Annotated in this window: 17 protein-coding genes and 1 pseudogene; 2 read left to right on the top strand and 16 right to left on the bottom strand. The window is 39.0% G+C overall.

What is annotated here, in order from left to right; all coding sequences use genetic code 11:
• Positions 1-106: 106 nt before the first annotated feature.
• Positions 107-523, bottom strand: a complete 417-nt coding sequence (locus tag G5A70_RS13440; protein WP_004223763.1) for a hypothetical protein — start codon at positions 521-523, stop codon at positions 107-109.
• 10 nt (positions 524-533) lie between these two features.
• Positions 534-2549, bottom strand: a complete 2016-nt coding sequence (gene ligA / locus G5A70_RS13435; RefSeq protein WP_173680737.1) for an NAD-dependent DNA ligase LigA — start codon at positions 2547-2549, stop codon at positions 534-536.
• 555 nt (positions 2550-3104) lie between these two features.
• Here ligA and G5A70_RS13430 point away from each other — a divergent pair.
• A complete protein-coding gene (locus G5A70_RS13430; protein ID WP_235812326.1) occupies positions 3105-3545 on the top strand; it encodes an SOS response-associated peptidase in 441 nt (146 codons plus the stop codon).
• Positions 3546-3595: 50 nt separating this feature from the next.
• Here the strand turns inward: G5A70_RS13430 and G5A70_RS13425 are convergent, their stop codons facing one another.
• The 14 genes from G5A70_RS13425 to G5A70_RS13360 all read right to left on the bottom strand — a co-directional run bounded on the left by G5A70_RS13425 (position 3596) and on the right by G5A70_RS13360 (position 17171).
• Complete coding sequence (locus G5A70_RS13425) at positions 3596-4162, bottom strand: hypothetical protein (protein WP_226852663.1); 567 nt, start codon at positions 4160-4162, stop codon at positions 3596-3598.
• A complete protein-coding gene (locus G5A70_RS13420; RefSeq protein WP_173680735.1) occupies positions 4153-4395 on the bottom strand; it encodes a hypothetical protein in 243 nt (80 codons plus the stop codon). Before G5A70_RS13420 ends, G5A70_RS13425 begins: the two co-directional genes overlap by 10 nt.
• Positions 4396-4450: 55 nt before the next feature.
• The gene (locus G5A70_RS13415; protein WP_173680734.1) at positions 4451-5506 is read right to left on the bottom strand and encodes an SAM-dependent methyltransferase; all 1056 of its coding nucleotides are present in this window, start codon (positions 5504-5506) and stop codon (positions 4451-4453) included.
• A 1-nt stretch (position 5507) separates the two neighbouring features.
• Positions 5508-6056, bottom strand: coding sequence for an AbrB/MazE/SpoVT family DNA-binding domain-containing protein (locus tag G5A70_RS13410; protein WP_055151554.1), 549 nt, complete (start codon positions 6054-6056; stop codon positions 5508-5510).
• Between the two features lie 62 nt (positions 6057-6118).
• Positions 6119-6856 carry a hypothetical protein gene (locus G5A70_RS13405; RefSeq protein WP_054337547.1) on the bottom strand — a complete coding sequence of 246 codons (738 nt, stop codon included), beginning with the start codon at positions 6854-6856 and terminating at the stop codon, positions 6119-6121.
• Positions 6857-6873: 17 nt separating this feature from the next.
• A complete protein-coding gene (locus G5A70_RS13400; protein WP_173680733.1) occupies positions 6874-9003 on the bottom strand; it encodes a vWA domain-containing protein in 2130 nt (709 codons plus the stop codon).
• A complete protein-coding gene (locus G5A70_RS13395; protein WP_225084396.1) occupies positions 9000-9377 on the bottom strand; it encodes a helix-turn-helix domain-containing protein in 378 nt (125 codons plus the stop codon). Before G5A70_RS13395 ends, G5A70_RS13400 begins: the two co-directional genes overlap by 4 nt.
• Positions 9265-11082, bottom strand: coding sequence for an AAA family ATPase (locus G5A70_RS13390; protein ID WP_173680732.1), 1818 nt, complete (start codon positions 11080-11082; stop codon positions 9265-9267). The genes G5A70_RS13395 and G5A70_RS13390 overlap by 113 nt, the downstream gene beginning before the upstream one ends.
• 11 nt (positions 11083-11093) lie before the next feature.
• Entirely contained in the window at positions 11094-11879 is a 786-nt protein-coding gene (locus tag G5A70_RS13385; protein ID WP_173680731.1) for a hypothetical protein, read from the bottom strand.
• 99 nt (positions 11880-11978) lie between these two features.
• Positions 11979-12623 carry a single-stranded DNA-binding protein gene (locus tag G5A70_RS13380; RefSeq protein ID WP_101871642.1) on the bottom strand — a complete coding sequence of 215 codons (645 nt, stop codon included), beginning with the start codon at positions 12621-12623 and terminating at the stop codon, positions 11979-11981.
• A 497-nt stretch (positions 12624-13120) separates the two neighbouring features.
• Positions 13121-13771 (bottom strand): ATP-binding cassette domain-containing protein, encoded by a 651-nt coding sequence (locus tag G5A70_RS13375; protein WP_009243732.1) that lies wholly within the window; start codon positions 13769-13771, stop codon positions 13121-13123.
• Between the two features lie 2 nt (positions 13772-13773).
• Positions 13774-15729, bottom strand: a complete 1956-nt coding sequence (locus G5A70_RS13370) for a hypothetical protein (RefSeq protein WP_101629281.1) — start codon at positions 15727-15729, stop codon at positions 13774-13776.
• A gap of 81 nt (positions 15730-15810) precedes the next feature.
• Positions 15811-16125 (bottom strand): hypothetical protein, encoded by a 315-nt coding sequence (locus G5A70_RS13365; protein WP_009243730.1) that lies wholly within the window; start codon positions 16123-16125, stop codon positions 15811-15813.
• A gap of 410 nt (positions 16126-16535) precedes the next feature.
• A complete protein-coding gene (locus G5A70_RS13360) occupies positions 16536-17171 on the bottom strand; it encodes a helix-turn-helix domain-containing protein (RefSeq protein WP_101629280.1) in 636 nt (211 codons plus the stop codon).
• A gap of 546 nt (positions 17172-17717) precedes the next feature.
• On the opposite strand from G5A70_RS13360, the pseudogene G5A70_RS13355 reads away from it, so the two are divergent.
• Positions 17718-18141 (top strand): annotated as a pseudogene (locus G5A70_RS13355) (replication initiation factor domain-containing protein); the annotation flags it as partial.

Below are 18141 nucleotides of genomic sequence, written 5' to 3'. Positions count from 1 at the left end.
TCCATTTGCTTTCATTATATCAAAAAAGAAGGTGCTTTCCAACGGTAAAATAACTATAAATGTAAAGTTGCAAAAGATGTTTGAAATGGGGCGTCACCCCATTTCACTATCCCCAAACTTCGCCCATGATTTCCACAAGAAAATCATCTAATGGAAAATCGGGAGGAAGTAATTCACCAAACGTTTCTTGAATTTCTTGGATAACTTCCGTATAAGAAGAATACGCCTGTGAAAATAAGTGGGAAGAATTTTTAAGTTCAATGATATAAAATTCTTCTCCTGGATTTAAGTCCAGTTCTTCCTGATCTTTGATCCTCCATACCGTCATAGACTCAGCAGTGCCATAACGACAGCCATCAAGTTTCTCACAAAGATATTCCTGAAAGGCTAAGAGTGATTCTGGATCAGAGAACTCTTTGTATAAATCAGGAAAAACTTCCTCTGTATATCGAAGGATAAGATTAGCAGCCTCTTCTGTAATAAGAAATCCATAGATATGAAAAACGGATGTAATGATACTCATAGATTTCTCCTTACGCAATCATTTCAAGAAACTCATCTTCAGATAAAATCTTAATGCCGAGAGACTGGGCTTTTGCTAATTTACTGCCGGCTTTTTCCCCACAAATTAGATAATCTGTCTTTTTTGTGACAGAACTGCCGGCTTTTGCTCCAAGCTCTAAAATCTTCGAGTTGATTTCATCTCTTGTAAAATGAGCAAGTTTTCCTGTTGCAACGATAGTACATCCTGTAAATACATTTTCTTTCATCATAGTATTCATTTCCTTTCTTTCTTCAAATATAAGTTCTTTTTGGAGTTCGTGCCAGAGAATTAAATTGTTTTCATCAGAAAACCAGTCATGGATATTCTGATTCAGAGTATCACCAAAGTCATCTAACTGGGTGAAATCATAGTCACCAGAGGCAGCATCAAAAAATTCCTGTAGACTGCCGTGGAATACTGTATCCAAAATCCTGCTTTTGGTCCTTCCGACCATAGGAATATCCATGGAAACCAGGAACCGGACAAAGGTAGTATTCCGGCTGGAAGTAATGGAATTCCATAATCTTTCAAAGGATTTTTTACCGAAACCTTCCAACTGTAAGATTTCTTCCTGATGTTCATTTAGATGGTAAATATCCGGAAATGTCTGGAGATAACCCAAAGTCAGGAATTTTTCCAAGGTAGTTTCGGAGAGTCCCTCGATGTTCATTGCTTTTTTTCCAACGAAATGTGTAAAGCGTTTTCGGATCTGGCTATCACAGTTGGGATTGTCACAATGCACCGTTTCAATGAGACGCCCATCATTTCCTTTTCTTTGATAGATACGAGTCTGAGAACCACAGCATGGACATACAGGAGGAACTGCATCTACGTAATGACCACGTTCCAGATTTTCTTCAATATGAGGAATGATCATATTACGTTTTGATACAGAAATTCTACAACCTGGCACCAATTCTAATTCTTTGATAAAGGTCAGATTGTGAAGGGTTGCTCTGGAAACAGAGCATCCGTCAATTTCCACAGGGTCAAAAACTCCCACAGGTGCAATTTCTCCGAAACGGGTGGGTGTCCATTCTATATTGCGAAGAGTGGTTTCGTAAGTTTCGTCTTCAAACTTAAAAGCCAGTCCATCTTTATAATGATGTCCGGTACGCCCGCAGTTTTTGGAATAGTCCAGACTGTCGAAAATCATTACAATTCCGTCAATAGGCAGATGTTTTTTGCCTGCCAGATCAGTCAGCCTTTCAATATACTGATTTACAAGTTCCGAGGTTAAGGGATGGTTTGCAGCAATATAAGGACAAGGCTGAAAACCATAGTCAAACAGGCTGGAAATTTTCATAGCTCTGCTGTCTGGAAAGAGAAATGGAGAGTCCAGACCTTCCAGAACATTAAAAGGCATAAAGTGCAGACAGCGTCCTGCACAATTTGCCGGATCAAGACTTCGCACAGAGCCAGAAGCCAGATTTCGCCCATTTTTGTAAGGTTCTCCTTTTCCATCTCGGAGGGTTTCTTTTAAACGCTCAAAGTCATGGGTTGGGATGAAGGATTCTCCAACAATCACTAGCCGGCCTTTATATGGAATTGAAAGAGGGACATCAACGTATGCAGGGATGTTATGGGTGATAAGTTCCCCAATTTCTCCGTCGCCACGCGTAGAAGCCTCTACAAGTGTTCCATTTTCGTAGACCAATTTAGTCGTTAATCCGTCCAACTTCAGCATAAACAGAACCGGCTGCTTACCGGCAAAGCTTATCAAGTCCTGTACCTGCTTTGTCTTATCTAAAGAGAGCAAAGGGACCGGATGCTTTACTTTGGGAAGTTCACTGATGGGAGTATAGCCTACGGTTTGTGTCGGTGAATTGGATAAGACAAAGCCTGTCTGCTTTTCTAATTCCACTAATTCATCGAAGATTCGGTCATATTCCGCATCACTGATATTCGGACTGTTCTCATTATAATAAGCGTTACGCTGTAAATTCAGATAGTCCACCAGTTGTTTGATTTTTTCCACGTTTGATAATTCATTAGAGTGGTTCATTTTATTCTTGTCTCCTTTTCTATGGTATAGTTGTAATTCTTATTTGTTCCGGTTTTTCTTCCTCCTTTCTTTGCGTTCAGGCATAAAAAAAGAGAATGACACGGATGTTCATTCTCTAATGTGTGCAGTTTCCTGCAAAATAAAAAAGCCAGAAGTCCCTGCTGGTAGCGTAGTATACTTCTGACACTTTTACAAACCTAAACTGCGTGCGTATATCCTTTCCGGATGACACAAATAATAATTACATAGTAAGTGTAACACTATATATAGTATGTGTCAATATAAAAGCACTATATATTGTTTAATCTGAGAAGAAAATTACTATATATAGAGAAAGCATGGATATGGAAAATATTATCTCTTGATTTCAGAACGTATGTTCTATATAATGGGATATAAAGGAGGGGAACGTGAGTTTGGAAAAAGTGATTTTTCATATAGATGTAAATTCTGCCTTCTTGTCCTGGGAAGCGGTATATCGGCTGCATCATAGAGCATGGGCAGGACATCCATCCGTCTGAATCTGCAATTGTACTTACAAAGGAGTGTAGGGAAGTGGCTGCAAGGCAGATGCAGTGGGGATTTCCGAGGTTCCAGGGAAAGGGATTGCTTATCAATGCAAGGGTAGAGGCTATACTGGACAAGAAGACCTTTCGGGACAGTGTGCTGCATCGAAGATGTGTGATTCCTGCCCATCACTTTTACGAATGGTGTAAAAACAAAGAAAAATATACTTTTCAAAGTCCAAAGCAGGATGCCACATTATTTATGGCAGGGTGTTATCAAATCTATAATGGTCAAAATCGTTTTGTAATTCTGACTACGCAGGCAAATGCTTCTGTAGCACCGGTGCATGAACGGATGCCATTGCTTTTGGAACGACAAGAACTGGAAGATTGGATTATGGAGGATGCAGCGGTAGAATTTATTCTTGCTAAGAAGCCCATACTGTTGAATCGGACAGCAGAATATGAACAACTGAAATTATTTTCATAAGAAGGGAAACCCATAAAAGTTTCCCTTCTTGACATAAAAAATTCTTGAATTTAGAATCCATTGTTTATTTGTTCTGTTGCTGCAGGCATAGGAGGACTGGATTTTACATAGATTAATAGTTTCCCATGCAGATCCAAATCCTGTTTACTCCATTGCCCATTCTCATAAACCTTTTGGGTAATTGTATTGTAGATAATTGGCGTATCCTCTATACGTTCCATATCAACTACAAGGCAATCCTGAAGGGCAATATATGGATATAGAGCATCCTCAATATATGTCCTTAATTTTAATGCCTGCCTGTGCAGTAGTTCCACATCATACAGTTTTGATAAGGTATAGCTCATTTCTTTGAGCATCCCGGATGTTGTAATTGCCTGTTGGATAACAGAAATCTGCTCTTCCAGAGATACATCTGGATTTATCATAAGCTTTGATAATGTAATTTCTTTTACAAAAGCTGTCGCTGTATCACCAATTTGCTTTTTTAGGGTTTCATAAGGAACCCGATACTGTGTCCGTAAAATTTCAAGTGGAACGTATTCCCGGTTTTTCTTTAAAGTGGAGAGCAATTCACAAAGGCTGCTTCCTAGTTCATATATGTTATTCAAGCACACATCACTTCCGATACGGTCTCTGGTGTATGAACCAAATGGTAAATGGTATTTTCTGTTTCAAAAATGACACTGTCCTTAGATACTTCCAAAATCGTTAGGATAGGAGATGTCAGAATAGAGAAACCATTGACCCCAGAAATAATAGCACGTTCCCCAACACGTAGCGGAGAATGAAACCATCCAGAGAGTGTTGTTATTTGTTTATCTTTCACATGGTGCTTTCGATTTGTCATAGTGTTCACACTCCTTTTGTATCGCCATAGAGAATCTGTTTTTCATGGCTCGTTTTTATGTAACAGGGTAACTCAAACGAAAATATCCTTTCGATACAGGGATATATTCGTCTGGGTGTTCATATAAGGTGGCACGGATACGTTCCTGATAATGCGGATTCTTTTTCGCTTTTGGGTGTTCCTTTAATAAAGTGTACAGGTCTTTTAAAGCCCCTCTTCCTCCAATACTCTCCATTGTCATCCGGATTAGATGATGCCAAGTTAGTGCAAGAATATCTGTATTTTGTACAGAAAACACACCTTCTTGCCGGATGCTGAAGGGGATAATGAAAGAATCTGCTTTTTTCAGCAACAGAGCATATTCTGTCACGATGGGAATGAAAGGCTTTTTGTACGTCCGATTGTCGGAAACACAATTAAACTGGCCCTTTACCAGAAAGGATTCAAAGTCACCCATCCGCATTAAATCATTCTGCATACTATAGAACTTACCATGGAGCCGCATATCGCCTACCAGTATGGCAAGCCTGCCACCTTTCCGAAGTGCCAGGAAAAATTTCCGGATACAGTGATTTAGTTTTTCTAAAAAATCCGAATAGTTTTCACAGCGGGATAGGTCGTCCGGGTGAGGGTTTCCCCAGATATTTCCGGAATACTGGATCATATTATGGTAAGGTGGATGGAAAAAGATGAGATCAGCGGAATCCTCCACTTCATCTTTTAGAGCATTCCAGTTACCTTTTCCATAAGCAGGTGCCGGATTTAGATCATAGAGCAAGGAACGTACCTGATAACGGTCAGCAGCCGCCTTTGAAGTTCCGGAGCCACTCATAGGATCTAAGAGGGTAAAGGTGCTGGTATCTTTTCCGTAATATCGCTTATCGTCCAGGCAATAGCGTAGAAGTGCTGCAACCACTTCGGGGGAGCAGTTACCACGCCACTGGCTGTTACCGCCTTCTCCACGTTCTGGGTATGCCATGAAAGAAGTCAGTTCCTTTCCTACACGTTTTCGCAATCCTTCCGTTCCAAGCATGTCAGCGACAGTACGCCATTGGGGACCAAATTCAGCTTCTAATAATTGTGCTGCCCGATGCAGCATTAAGTCATTCATTTTATGTCACCTTCCTTTCATAATTTTGTTGGATGTAGCGGGAAATCGCCGCCGCAGTCATTTTGGCACAGCCTAAATCCATTTCGCTGAAAGGCTGTTGGTTTTTTGCACATAGTAAAAGTCCCAACGTTTCACCAAATTCGTCTTTTTTAGAAATAGGGAAAAAGACTGATATGGGATATTTTCCTGTCATAGTAGGGTATATGCGTTCCTTTTCAGAGAATAATTTCATCTTTCCCTGTTGCAGAAGCCTTTGAATACTTTCTGTTACAGGCATATTAAGTGCTGTATGATAATTCTTGGAAGCAATGATTTTGGAATCATTACATAACAGGATCCGGCAAGGGACATTACTATGTAAAATATCCAGAAAACTGTCTAACCGGATATCCATAGGGATATGGGAGTCGCATTTACGAAGACAGATGTTGCGTGTGTCAGCTTCCAGCATCAATACATCGCCTGTATGAAGCTGTAGGGCTTTTCTTACTTTGGCAGGAATAATGATCCGCCCTTGTTGGTCAATATTTAGTGTTGTGGCATAATCCATAGAGATCTCCTTTCCTTTATAAAAAGAAGCAGTCTTTTCGGCTGCTTCTTTGTTGAAATTCTTTAAGCGACATACATACCATTCAGATATTGTTCTTGTGGTTGTTCTTGCATATAGGAAGACATTTCATGTGGCTGTATATTTTGTGCCATTCGTGCGTCCTGTTGTTTTTTAAATTGTTGTTTGCCGTTTTGAATCAGGAAGGATGCAACGTAGTTTTCCCAATTTACGATATAGGAATCAGCACGTTTTAACAGCATATAAAAATCCATATCTGTCAATTGGATAAAAGCACTTTTTTCAGAGATAAAACTTTGAGCCTGCATATAAGTGCCGCCGTTATGATTCTTTTTCTTGATACCCTTTCCGTTATTAATTTGAATTCTCCATGGGCTGGTCAGTATTTCCTGCTGGTTGTTATATACGTGGCGGGAAATAAAAAACTGTTGTGCAGTAGAATAGCCATTGCCATCCGGCACACCAAATATTTTGCTTTGCGACCATTCAAATTCAGGAAAGCCAGCGGTAACTCTGGACAGCAGAAATTGAATTTGTTCGGGTGCCAGATGAAAACGGGTGATAATATTTTTATCACCGGTACCACTAGAGTAATCCTGTATGGAGATTCCAATAAGGGAGTGAACTTTATGACCATTTTCTTCAAATTCTCCTTTTGCATGAAGCTGTGCATAGCTGTTATAACTTGTGTAGCGGAGACGGTCATACAGTGCAATTAATTTTTTACTGGTCTGTACTTTGCATATCTGATCTGTAATTGAGTTTTGATAATTTTCACTCATGTATGTTTTCCTTCTTTCTATTTCAAATATTGTTTTACAAGCTGTGTCATATTTTTGGGCAAATCTTCTAATTTGGTAATATCTAAAAAACCATCCTGATAGATTCTGCGGATGTTTTCTTTGTCATCACCAATTGCTGCAGCAAAGATCACAATGCCACGTTTACGATATTCATTCTTGATACCACGAAGATCTGCTTCTGCTTCCGTACCACTGTACCCACAATCTGCGGGCTGTCCGTCAGAGATTATGATGAGGAGTTTTTGTGATTCCGGACGCTTTGCCAGGTGTTCCGCAACATAACGAAGTGCAGCTCCATCCCGGTTGCCATTACGGGCAGACATATCCATCAGCCGGTAACGGTCAGAGGCATCCAGAGAATCAAATTCAGCATAGGAATACAAAGCAACACCCTTAGAATCTGTAGAATGCCCATAAATGGTAATAGGAATTCCCAGGCTCATACAGAAATCATACAGCACGATTGCAGTTTTCCGGGCATGGGTAATACGATCTCCCCAGCCCATAGAACCACTTTCATCAACCAAAAGTCCCACGGAAAGTTTTTGTTCTTCATCCGGAAGCCTGGTTCTGGTAAAGATACCGCCGTCCTTTCGGTGTAAAGCCCGCATATCCAGCCTTTTACCAAATAACAGGTTTTTTTGTTTCCCGCCTTCTGCCTCTTCTTTTAATAAAGGAAGAATGGAACTTTGCAGCCTTTTGGAGGTCCGCAAAAGAGGGGAAGCAACTGTTTGATAAGATTTGATAAAAAAGTCGGAAACTGGATTGATGCGGTGGATTGTTACATGGATGCCTGCATGGGCATTTCCGTAATGTATTTCATCCGCCGATTTTTGCAAGTCTTCTGTTAATTCCTGTTCATAATCATTTTGGGCTTTTTCCGTAGCAACATCATTTAGGATGCGTGCAAGATCATTCGCTGCATTTTCATAACCGGAACCGGCATACTGTGATGCGTATGTGATTCCTGGATTATTTCCATCTAATACTGCTGTAGTTTTAGCAAGTTCAATTCTTCCTCCTTCTTCCTGCAGTACCTTTTCTGCCTGGTTGATTGCATCTTGCCTGTAATTTGGATCAAGACCAGATAAGTCACAGGTTATAGGAGTTTTTGATTTTACTGTAGGACCTGGAATGTTTTTAGGGATTCCTCCGTTTTTACCAGTTGGAAGAGGAGATCCGCTACCTGATTCTTTCCGCAGCAGATCCTCCAGAGCATCGCCAACTTGGGTACTATCCTGCTTTTTTAAAGACTCTCTGGTTAACTCTACCATAGGCTGAATATAGTTCCAGCAAAGTACTAAAAGATAGTTGGAAGCACGTAAGCGTTCTTTCCCCTGTGTGGCAATTAAAGCATCGTCAATATAATCCATGCAGTCTGAAAGGGTGTCTGTGTATTCTCCAGAATAATTCGTGCGGTTATTTATATTACCAGTCCGGCAATAAGACAAAATTAAATTGCTCATAATGGAAAACGGCTGATAGCCACAGTCAATTTGTTCCTGTATAGAAGGAATCAATTCAGACATCCGCAGATTATTGATCTGTATTCCCTGCTTAAAAGTTCCGGGATATTCTTCACACATCCGGGCTTCAATGTAGATGTCCTCCAGTATATTATTAAACTGTGCAGCACAGCGGGATAGCGTCAGACACGTTGCGTTATCTTTTTCTTCCATGGCATCTAAGATGTCCTGCAGATTTGCCTTGTATCCAGAAGGCAGATTGTCTGGTGCTTCTGGATAGAAGGAACCATTTTCCATATTGGTCAGATAAAGCTGTAGTGATGCAAAATCAGAGTAACGCAGATGTCCGATTTCATGTCCAGTTAGACCAGTCAGGCTTTGTGAACGTAGAAATCGGGAAGGAAAGCTTTGGGTTATCGGGTTTGCAGCGTTACAGTGAATTTTATAATTATCTGTATAAGCGATGTCTGCATTTTCAGAACTGTCCCATTCCATAAGTACCTGAAGTCCATAGCGAGAACGGCCAGTAGCCGCTTTCGCCAGAGATGTTTGGTATTTTTGGAAAGCCGATGAAAGAAAGAGTTCTTCATCAGTGATTTTTGACTCCGTATCCTGGATCATTCTTTTTAAAGCTTTTTGAGTGTTATTCAATTTCTTCACCTTTCTTTCTTTTTCATATTTTGGGTTAGGAGATCTTCCATTGTACAGCCGTAATACTGGGCTAACCGAAAGACGGCGTAAGCAGATGGAAGCGTATGCCCATTTTCATAGTTCATAATTGTTTTTTCCGGTAGATGCAGAAGTCTTGCTACGGCTTTCTGAGAGAGTTTCGTCTGCTTGGATTTTCTTAAATAAACGAGATTTTCTGCCAGAGTTTTGCGTAGTTCGGCTTCGGTATAAAAGGTGTTCCTCAATAGTGTGTTATGATGCAAGAACTGTATCCAAGCAAGAACCTTCAATTTCGATACGGCTTTCAGAATCGGCAGTGACGGAAGATAAAATGGTATAATGAGCAGCTTCCTGTATATCGCCACATACCATAAAAGACTGAACCCAGGCTATTAATTCCCGGACTCCACAGCAGCCATCTGTTATCAGGTTATCCTGACAATACTGTGCGATGGAACGTACAATCTGTGTCATGGTACGTACTGATTTTTTATCGGAACATCCGGTAATAGCAAGAACACGCTCTACCATGGTCTCTTCATCCGGTTCATCCATATCTATGACCATATTCATCCTTGAAATGACAGACTGGTTCATGGGACGACAGCCGGCATAGTCATGATTAGTTGTGACTACAATGGTAGTATCCGGATGCCGATGGATGACTTCCCCGTTTGGCAGAAATACGCTGTTACAACGGTCCAACAGGGAATTAAGCCCTACCAGTACACCAGGATTGGCAATCACCGTAGGCTCCTGTATTTCTACCAGATAGCCGTTTCGGATGGCTTCAACCAGTGGTGTATCCACATAGCGGAACTGTTGGCTGCTGGAGGTAGCAGCTTGATTCTGCTTCATTTCCTCAGATATATGATGGATCAATTCTTCATAAACTGTATTTTCTGATACCTTTTCATCATAAGTACCCGTTAATTTTTCATAGGCAGTAGCCGGATCGAGGGTAATGTCTTGAAAAGAGGGCAGTTCCCCTACCAAAGAAAGCTGTTTTTCATCTACATCAGGTAAAATCTGTCCAAGAAGGTCAAAAATTTCTGTATTTGCCGAGCAGGTGATGCATCGGTAAGGCAGGTGAAGTCCTGCAGCAATGGCTTTGGCACCTTCGGTCTTTCCCGTTCCAGCAGGCCCACGGAGCATAAAATTCCGCATAGGCTGCTTGCTGTCAGTTGTTAATTTGGCATGTTCACATATTCTTTGGATTTCTTTTGGGATTACATACCAATCTTCGAGAATAGGAACGGTTGATTCTTCTTGGGGAGTTAATGTCCGAGAATTGGACAGGATGTATTTATCGACAAAATCTTCTTTGGGAATTGAAACGGCGGAAGCAGTATAGTGATGTCCACCTTTTAATACCTGAAAGGTACCCTGGATAATTTCCGTTGGTGCATAAACACCTTTTTGGATATTCAGTGGTGTAAGTCTTTGGAGCACGCCATTTGCAGGAGTGTCAACTTTGATGTTCCCGATAGGAAGGGAATCACCATAACGGATCCTGCGGTACACGTTATCACAAAGAACCGCAGCCGTTTCTGCAGCTTTGGGCAGGTCAGGAAAACCGTCATCACGTTGTTGCTTTAATTCCTGATATTTTTCATTGAATTCGTCATCAGAAAGAAACGTAGGCATTAAAGCAAAATAAAGAGCACTTCCGGAATCTTCATCTTTTTTAAACTGATATGGCTCTGGTTTACTGTCCAGATCCAAAGGTTTTTCATACTTTCCGGCTATAAATTTCCCAGTCATACGGTTGTAGACCACTACATGCAGCAACCCGGTACGGCTTGGATATTCTGCGATTGTAAAATTGTTTGCTTGGCTTCCAATGGCTCCGAGTTCTTCCTCTGCTTTTCCAGCAGGTGGATTTTCCAAATCCATATAAGAAAAAACTGCCTGCAAAGTAGCAGAATGGAGAGTAGCCCGTTTTTTAGGCTGATTACAGTATTTGGAAGCGATGTCTTTCATCACTGCACTTTTCCCGGAATAGCTGTCAAATGGAGATGGTAGCGTTCTTTCAAAAGTCCAGTTAGGGACAAAGTTTGTATTTGGCATAAGATTTCCTCCTATTCTTTCACCCAGGATAATTCGAGGGCCTGGTCCTTTTCTTTTGCGGTCAATTCATCTTTTTGGAAGATTGAAATGAGAATATCCCAATAGTTTCGTGGCGGGAAATAATCAAAACAATCCTTGATTTCCGCTGTATTACCATTTTGGATGTAAATTTGCCCGTTTTCATTAATATAGAGTTTGTGGTGTCCTTTCGCATGGAGCTGCCCGATAAGGTTCTCCAGTTTTTTCTTGCCAATTAAGGAATACCAGGATTCCGGATCAGCAGAAGGAACATCGTCCTCATCGGTAACTGTGACAGTTTTTTTGAGGCTGGCAATGGTCAGCATTTGAAGTTCCAGATATCCGTATTGGTTCATACGTGCTTCCGCAAAGTTGTAGTCCTCCGTATGAAAGGTTCTCAGACGTATGGGATTTCCGCAAAGAAGCTGCTTCATGGATGGCGGCTTCTGGAATTCCCATGTTGCATTTGGAAATGCAGCCTGTAGTTTGTCGGTAATCTGGTAGCTGATTTGTCTCCAAAGCAATTCTTCTGTTTCGGAAACTGGCTCAGATGATTTCAAAGAAGACCAAGGGCTTGTTTTGCCCTGGTTCTTGAGTAGGTTTAGAGTCAGTTTATGGATTTTGGGAAGAAGTGTGGAAAGAAATAGCAGCAGGATGCCAAGGATTCCGATACTTGCGACTGCATTACGATTTCCATTTCCTGGTATGAATATAGTTGCAATTAACAAAATTATTGTGAGCATACTTAGAACTTTAAGAAATTTCTTTTGTGTATTCACTTCATTTCCTCCATGTTTGTTTCAATAGAAAAAGGAATTGCAGCAGACCAGTAGATACTGGAAAGTCGCAATTCCTTCATTTTAGGGATCTTTGATAATTTACGGGAATGGAAGCTGCTGTGGTGGTGTATTTTCCGGAATATTGGTAAATCCATCACCAGATACATTGCCAGCCGTAAATCCCTGTGGTGCATAAGCCGATCCCCCTGCCGGAGCATAAGACATCTGTTGTGCGGCCTGTGGCATCATATTGTTATTGACTGGCATTGCGCCAGTAGGCACGGTACCGGAAGGATTCATTCCCATTGCCGGGTTTCCATTATAAGTAGCACCGTTTGCTGGTACTGGTGGAACATTCGGATTTCCGACCATTGGATTCCCCGGTACAGGTGTTGCTGCATTGGTATCATTACGATTCGCAGGTAAGAACTGCCAGTCCTTTACCATAATTTGCGGCGTGATAGCTGCTTGACCTGCATTATTGCCTTTCTGGTGAATATACGGATGGAGTTCTAAATCTCCGTAGACCATGAGACACGTTGATTTTTTGACACCGGCTTTTATCAGTCGATCTGCAAGAAACTTGTTGCAGTAACACTGATAGAAGATGGGTTCTTCCTTTCCGTTTTGACCTCTCTGGTTGGTAGCAAGCCCCAGGCTGATGTATTCAGTTCCGGAGTTCTTTGCTTGCTGCATAACCGGATCGGCAGTTACCCTTCCTGTTACAATGATAATAGATGACATAAAAATTCTCCTTTCTGCCCTTTGGGCGATAAAATAGTGATAAATAAAAAAAGTGCCATTATAGCACCGTATAAAACGGCATTATAATGACACGATTTTCCAACTTAAACTGCATGTGTACTGGAGATAGTATCCAGACACCCTATAAAGGGATAACACAAAACTTAAATACAATATCATAGTAACACAAGATATAGTGAAGGTCAATGATAAAATACCATATATAGTATTTTGCGATTCGAAATAATAATTTTTGTGTCAAAATGCTTGGAAGTGTAGTATTTTATGAGGATAATCCCAAATAGATATAAAATTTTCATAAAACTTGATATAGAAAATCCGATTATCCGCATAAATACAGCATTTAAGGGCTGTTCATCACTTGAAAAAATAAGTGTTTTACCACGAATTTACCATAATTGAATATGAGTCTTGATATGACGAAATATAAAGGGAGATTGCACGTATAATAAAACCGCGTATCTCCCTTTAACAAACTATCTAAAGTTTTCTACATTTATAACTCTGGAAAAACAATCGCACAAATTCATGTTGTGAGTGACCATGATTATAGTAATGCCCTTTTCATTTAATTCTTTCAAAAGTTTCATCACTATCAATTCGTTCTCTTTATCAAGTCCAGAAGTTGGTTCATCAGCTAATATAATCTGACTTCCTTGCAAAATCAATTTAATAATTGCAATTCGCTGTTGCTCTCCACCGCTTAACTGATATACTTTTTTGTTAAGCATGTCACTTAGCTCAAATTGCTTTAAATACTTATTGATTAGTTTCAGTTTTTCTTCTTTTTTTACTTTTTTATATTCAAGAGCTAATTTTAAATTCCACAACACGCTTTCATCTTCTATTAGTCCATAATTTTGAAATAGATAGCCTATTGTATATCTTCTCAAAATCATAGCATTTTTACCGTTCATGGACAAATTTTTATGACTATCAATAGTGATTGTTCCCTCGGATATATCAGTAATCAATCCTATTATATTTAAAAGTGTCGTTTTACCTGCCCCGCTTTTCCCTACAAGCCCCACAAATTCGCCTTTTTCTATTTCTAAAGATAAATTTTCAAATAGAACCTGATTTTTCCCATATTCTTTTTTGACGTTCTTTAATGTAATCAATGACATACTTATGCCCCCTTTTCAATCTCATATAAAGCGTTTGAGATATAAATTCTATAAAGCAATTCGCAGAATATGTAGTCAATAAGTATAATCGCAAAAAGGCAAGCAAAATAATAATTTATAGCAGTTAATACGCCTGATATAATTATTTCGATTCCCCAAAAAATATACCGATTTTTCAGTGTCCTAAAATGAGAGAATCCTAAAATCTCTTTTGCCGCATATCTCTTTCGATTTACAAAAATGTCCACATAATTTGAAATATACAAAATAAACAGTAAAGACACTATAAAGACAATCGTAAACATAGTGAGTGTTTTAAGAACGAATGTCACATTTTCAAGTTGCATTAAATAAGGTGTAAGTAATGTTCCAGCTGTAACTAATTGCTCTAAATCATATTCTGATAACAAAGAAGAAAAATCTTCTCTTGACTCCATTTGAAAAAATAAACACCTTGTATTTAAAGAATCCAAATAGTAAAGTCCTGCAAAATTGCCCGTATCAACAATGATAACAGGATTAGCCATATCCGAAAAACCATTTTCTGTATTGACTTTTATCGTAGAATCATCGTCTATATAAACAACATTAAATTTATCAATAGTTTTTTCTTCTCCCGGTATTCCATAAAATTGATTGTAATTCATCAATCGGAAATATTCTTGCTTAATATATTCGCTAATAGAATTTTCATCATTCTTATATTTATGTGGAACTAATACTGTTGGTTCACTAAATATATCTTCTCCCAATGGTTTTCCACTGAGCTGGATATTTGAAAATTCATTCAGATAATTTCTATTTGCAATAACAAGCTGTTGTTCATAATAGGGGCGTGATGTCTGCAAACCACCGTCTGTCCTAAAATCACATAGTAGTGAATGGTTATGATTATACATCTCTAATGTTTGTTCAGAATATTTTTCTAATATGTCTGTGTTTGCTAACGCATAATCATACTCCGATGAATTAAAACCATTAGCGGTATAATATCCGTCCAGATACTTATAATCTAAAACAGCTTGTTGGCTTTGTCTAAATGAGTTCCCCTGATTCAGCAATGAAATAATAGTGATAGCGATTATTACCGAAAAAATTATTTTTATAGCCTGAACTACAATATTTGTGCCGCTATTTAAAGTCTTATTTTTTATCATTGCCTCTAAAGAAACAAACTTAATTAAAATACTTGTAATTAAAACACAAAGTATATTTATAGCTAAAACACCAATAAAGAACAGTACACTTGTTGCTAAATAAGAAAAATCATATCTGTTTGTTAATGCGTAATATAAATTTAGCAAGAACAGTAATACTAAACATATTACAGCAAAATATTTTATTACACTGGTAATTTGCTCCTTTAAAATATGTATAGTAGAAAAGCCCATGCTTTTTTTAATACCTATTTTTTTCAAACTATAAGACGTATAAATACAGTATATGATTTGAAGTACAATAAATAAGATTACAAAATTCAGAAGATTCAATTCTAATACCATACTATACGGAATAGCGTCATTTTCAAAGTTATTTATTGCGACGGACAGTTGAGAAGCTATCTCTTTAATTGCGTTAGCTGGTAAATCTGTATAGAATACACCAACACTATCTAAAAAATCTTCCTTTTGCAATTCATGATATTGAAACAAAATAGAGGAAGATATAGGCTGTTTTTGTGTAAACTCATTTAATGGATAGCAATATAAATCATAAACAGATTTATCTGTGGAAGTGAGCGTATTGTTAATGAGTTCTAATTTATTTTGAGAATATTCTTCTGTAAATATTGTATAAAATTTGTCGAGAATTTCTGGCGATGTTTCTTCTAAAACATACCCTTTTAAATTCTCAGTAGCAATGTTATTCTTTTCATAAATGTTGTAAATAGAAGTATTAAAAATATATGCAAAGAGTATGACTTCAAGGAAAATAAAAATCTTTAAAAATTTTTTCATAACATACGCCCCTTTCTTTGAAGAAATGTATAAAATAGGGCGGGACAAATAGCCCCGCCCTAGGTGTTTGAACTATTTTACTTAATATGGATAATAATCATAATAAGATGTTTCGTTCGCCCACCAAACTCTCTTTGCATCTTTGTAAGCGTAGTTTGACTTGAATCCACTGGTATATGTATCTCCGCCGACCTTTACAGTTGCCTTTACCATGTAGTTGCGACTAATACCTGCTTTACGCCCAATTTCGGAATATACAATGGTGTCTGTTTGCCCTCCATTGTAGTACAAATCTCCACCCGCTACATCAATAGCCCACGCTGTAAGTGGAGCGCCGACAACCATAACTGCTGCTACAAGACCAACTACTTTCGTTCTCAACTTCTTTGCTCTCATTCGATAAACCTCCTTTCTCTTTTTTACTTTTTGATAGTTTTATGCACGTACTGTTTTTACTAACCTCAACATAACATATATTTCATTAAATGTCAAGTTATTTTTGTTTCTATTTTATATATGACCTCTTTGTTGCTATCATATTTTGTGCATAATGCACAAAATCAAAGTGCCAATATTAGTGCTTTCCACGATTGTACTTTTACAATGAAAAGACGAAGTACCTGTGATAAATTCATTGCTCTAAAATTATTAGAGAAACTATACAATATAGCTATCCTTTTTTCTCTTGTCTGCCATAAACAGAAAAGAAAAAGCCCTGTCAAGAGCCTGCCACTTCTTTAGAAGTGGTGCTTGCACTCTTGATCTGGGCTTTTTGTTTGCTGTATCTTTTTGCAAGAGGAAAAAGGCTACTCGTCCCCGTTGTCAAAATGGCTGTCCTTTAAGACTTCCCGCAACAGCTCCATATCTTCTTTTGAGTTGGGATTTATCCTCTTTACAACCTGATAAGGTGTACCGTACTTGTGTCCGTCTGTGCTTTCCCCGAACATATCCATGCTGTATAAATCATCATAACGGTCTAATACTTTCTGAAATTTCAAGTGCTGGATAAATGTTTTGATAGGGTAAAGGTCGGACGCTTGTATGTCCTCTCCCTTGATATAGTCTGTGATGTATTTCCGCAACTGCTCCAACTCATACTCTAGCCATTCTTCTTCACTGTCAAAGAAGTTATCATAGTGTCCGTGTTTCAGTTCTGCATTTAGGCGTTCTTCCGTCCGTAAAAACTTGCATACCTCTTTTTCCGCCTGTTGGACAAACTTCCATTCTCCCGACAACAATTCATTCGGTGTTACTTCCAGTACGTCCATTATCTTTTCCAGCGTGTCAAAGGTGGGATAGTTTACCCCTCGTTCAATCTTAGAAAGGCTCTGCATATTGATACCGATGGCGTCCGCAAGCTCCTGCTGTTTCATTTTCCTGTGTTTTCTTATGGTCTGTATGTTCTCCCCTAAAAAATTTATTTTCTTTGTGTCATGCTCCATAACTTCTTATATCTTTTCCTTTCCCGGCTTTTTCGTTCCTTTATAAGCCTATCATACTTATTATAGCCGAAAAAGTCAAGAAAAAGTTCTTGACAAGTAATTCTAACGGCGTTATTATCATGGAGGATATAGTGATTAAGCACAATGAGGTCAATCACACGCTTGAGTAGGCATAGAAAAGAGTTATTTTCGCTTTGATAGCATGAATAGGCATGGACTATCCGACCGAAAACGGTGTTTCTTCCTGTGCCTGCCCCGTTTAGCCACGAGCCTCCCAAAGGCTCGTGAGCGTTAAGAACGGGGCTGGTGCAGGAAGAAAAGGAACGCCGTAGGCGTTCCGTACAGGGCGTATATGTAACACCGCCCTGCGTATACATGTCATAGTACCTAGAAACTGTGATAAATAAAGGAAAAACACGATTTTTACCCCGCAAAAAACGGGGCATACGAAAGGAGAAATGCACTATAACTACACACAAAAATTTATCCGTTAAGATTGATTACATCAGCATTGTATTTGAAACGGCAACCGCTGAAGATGTAATCATGCACATTTTAGGTTTACCGACTGACATTTTCAATGTTTATCCAGCAACGATAAAATTCAAGACTTATCAAGCACGCTGGCAGGTTGGAGATATTTATGTATCGGGAGACGCAAGAAAGACAGAGGATAACCCACAGGGGCTAGGCTGTTATCTTGTTATGACTGGCAGAGGTTGTGATGATATTTTCCGTATTCTCAACAATAGGAATTATACCTTTGGGGATATGTTCCGACGCTGTGAGCGAAGATACGGACTGGATAACTTCCATTTCACAAGACTTGATATTGCCATTGATGATAAAAACGAAAAACCATTCTTTACCATAGAGCAGATAAAGAAGAAATGCGAAAAAGAGGAATTTATCTCGAATAGTGAGGGCTACCACTTTGACGAAAGCAAGTTTGATGATTTCGACACCGCAA

The organism is Blautia hansenii (assembly GCF_013304445.1).
In the GTDB taxonomy this organism is placed as follows: domain Bacteria; phylum Bacillota; class Clostridia; order Lachnospirales; family Lachnospiraceae; genus Blautia.
This window is presented reverse-complemented; position numbering and strand designations above follow the sequence as displayed.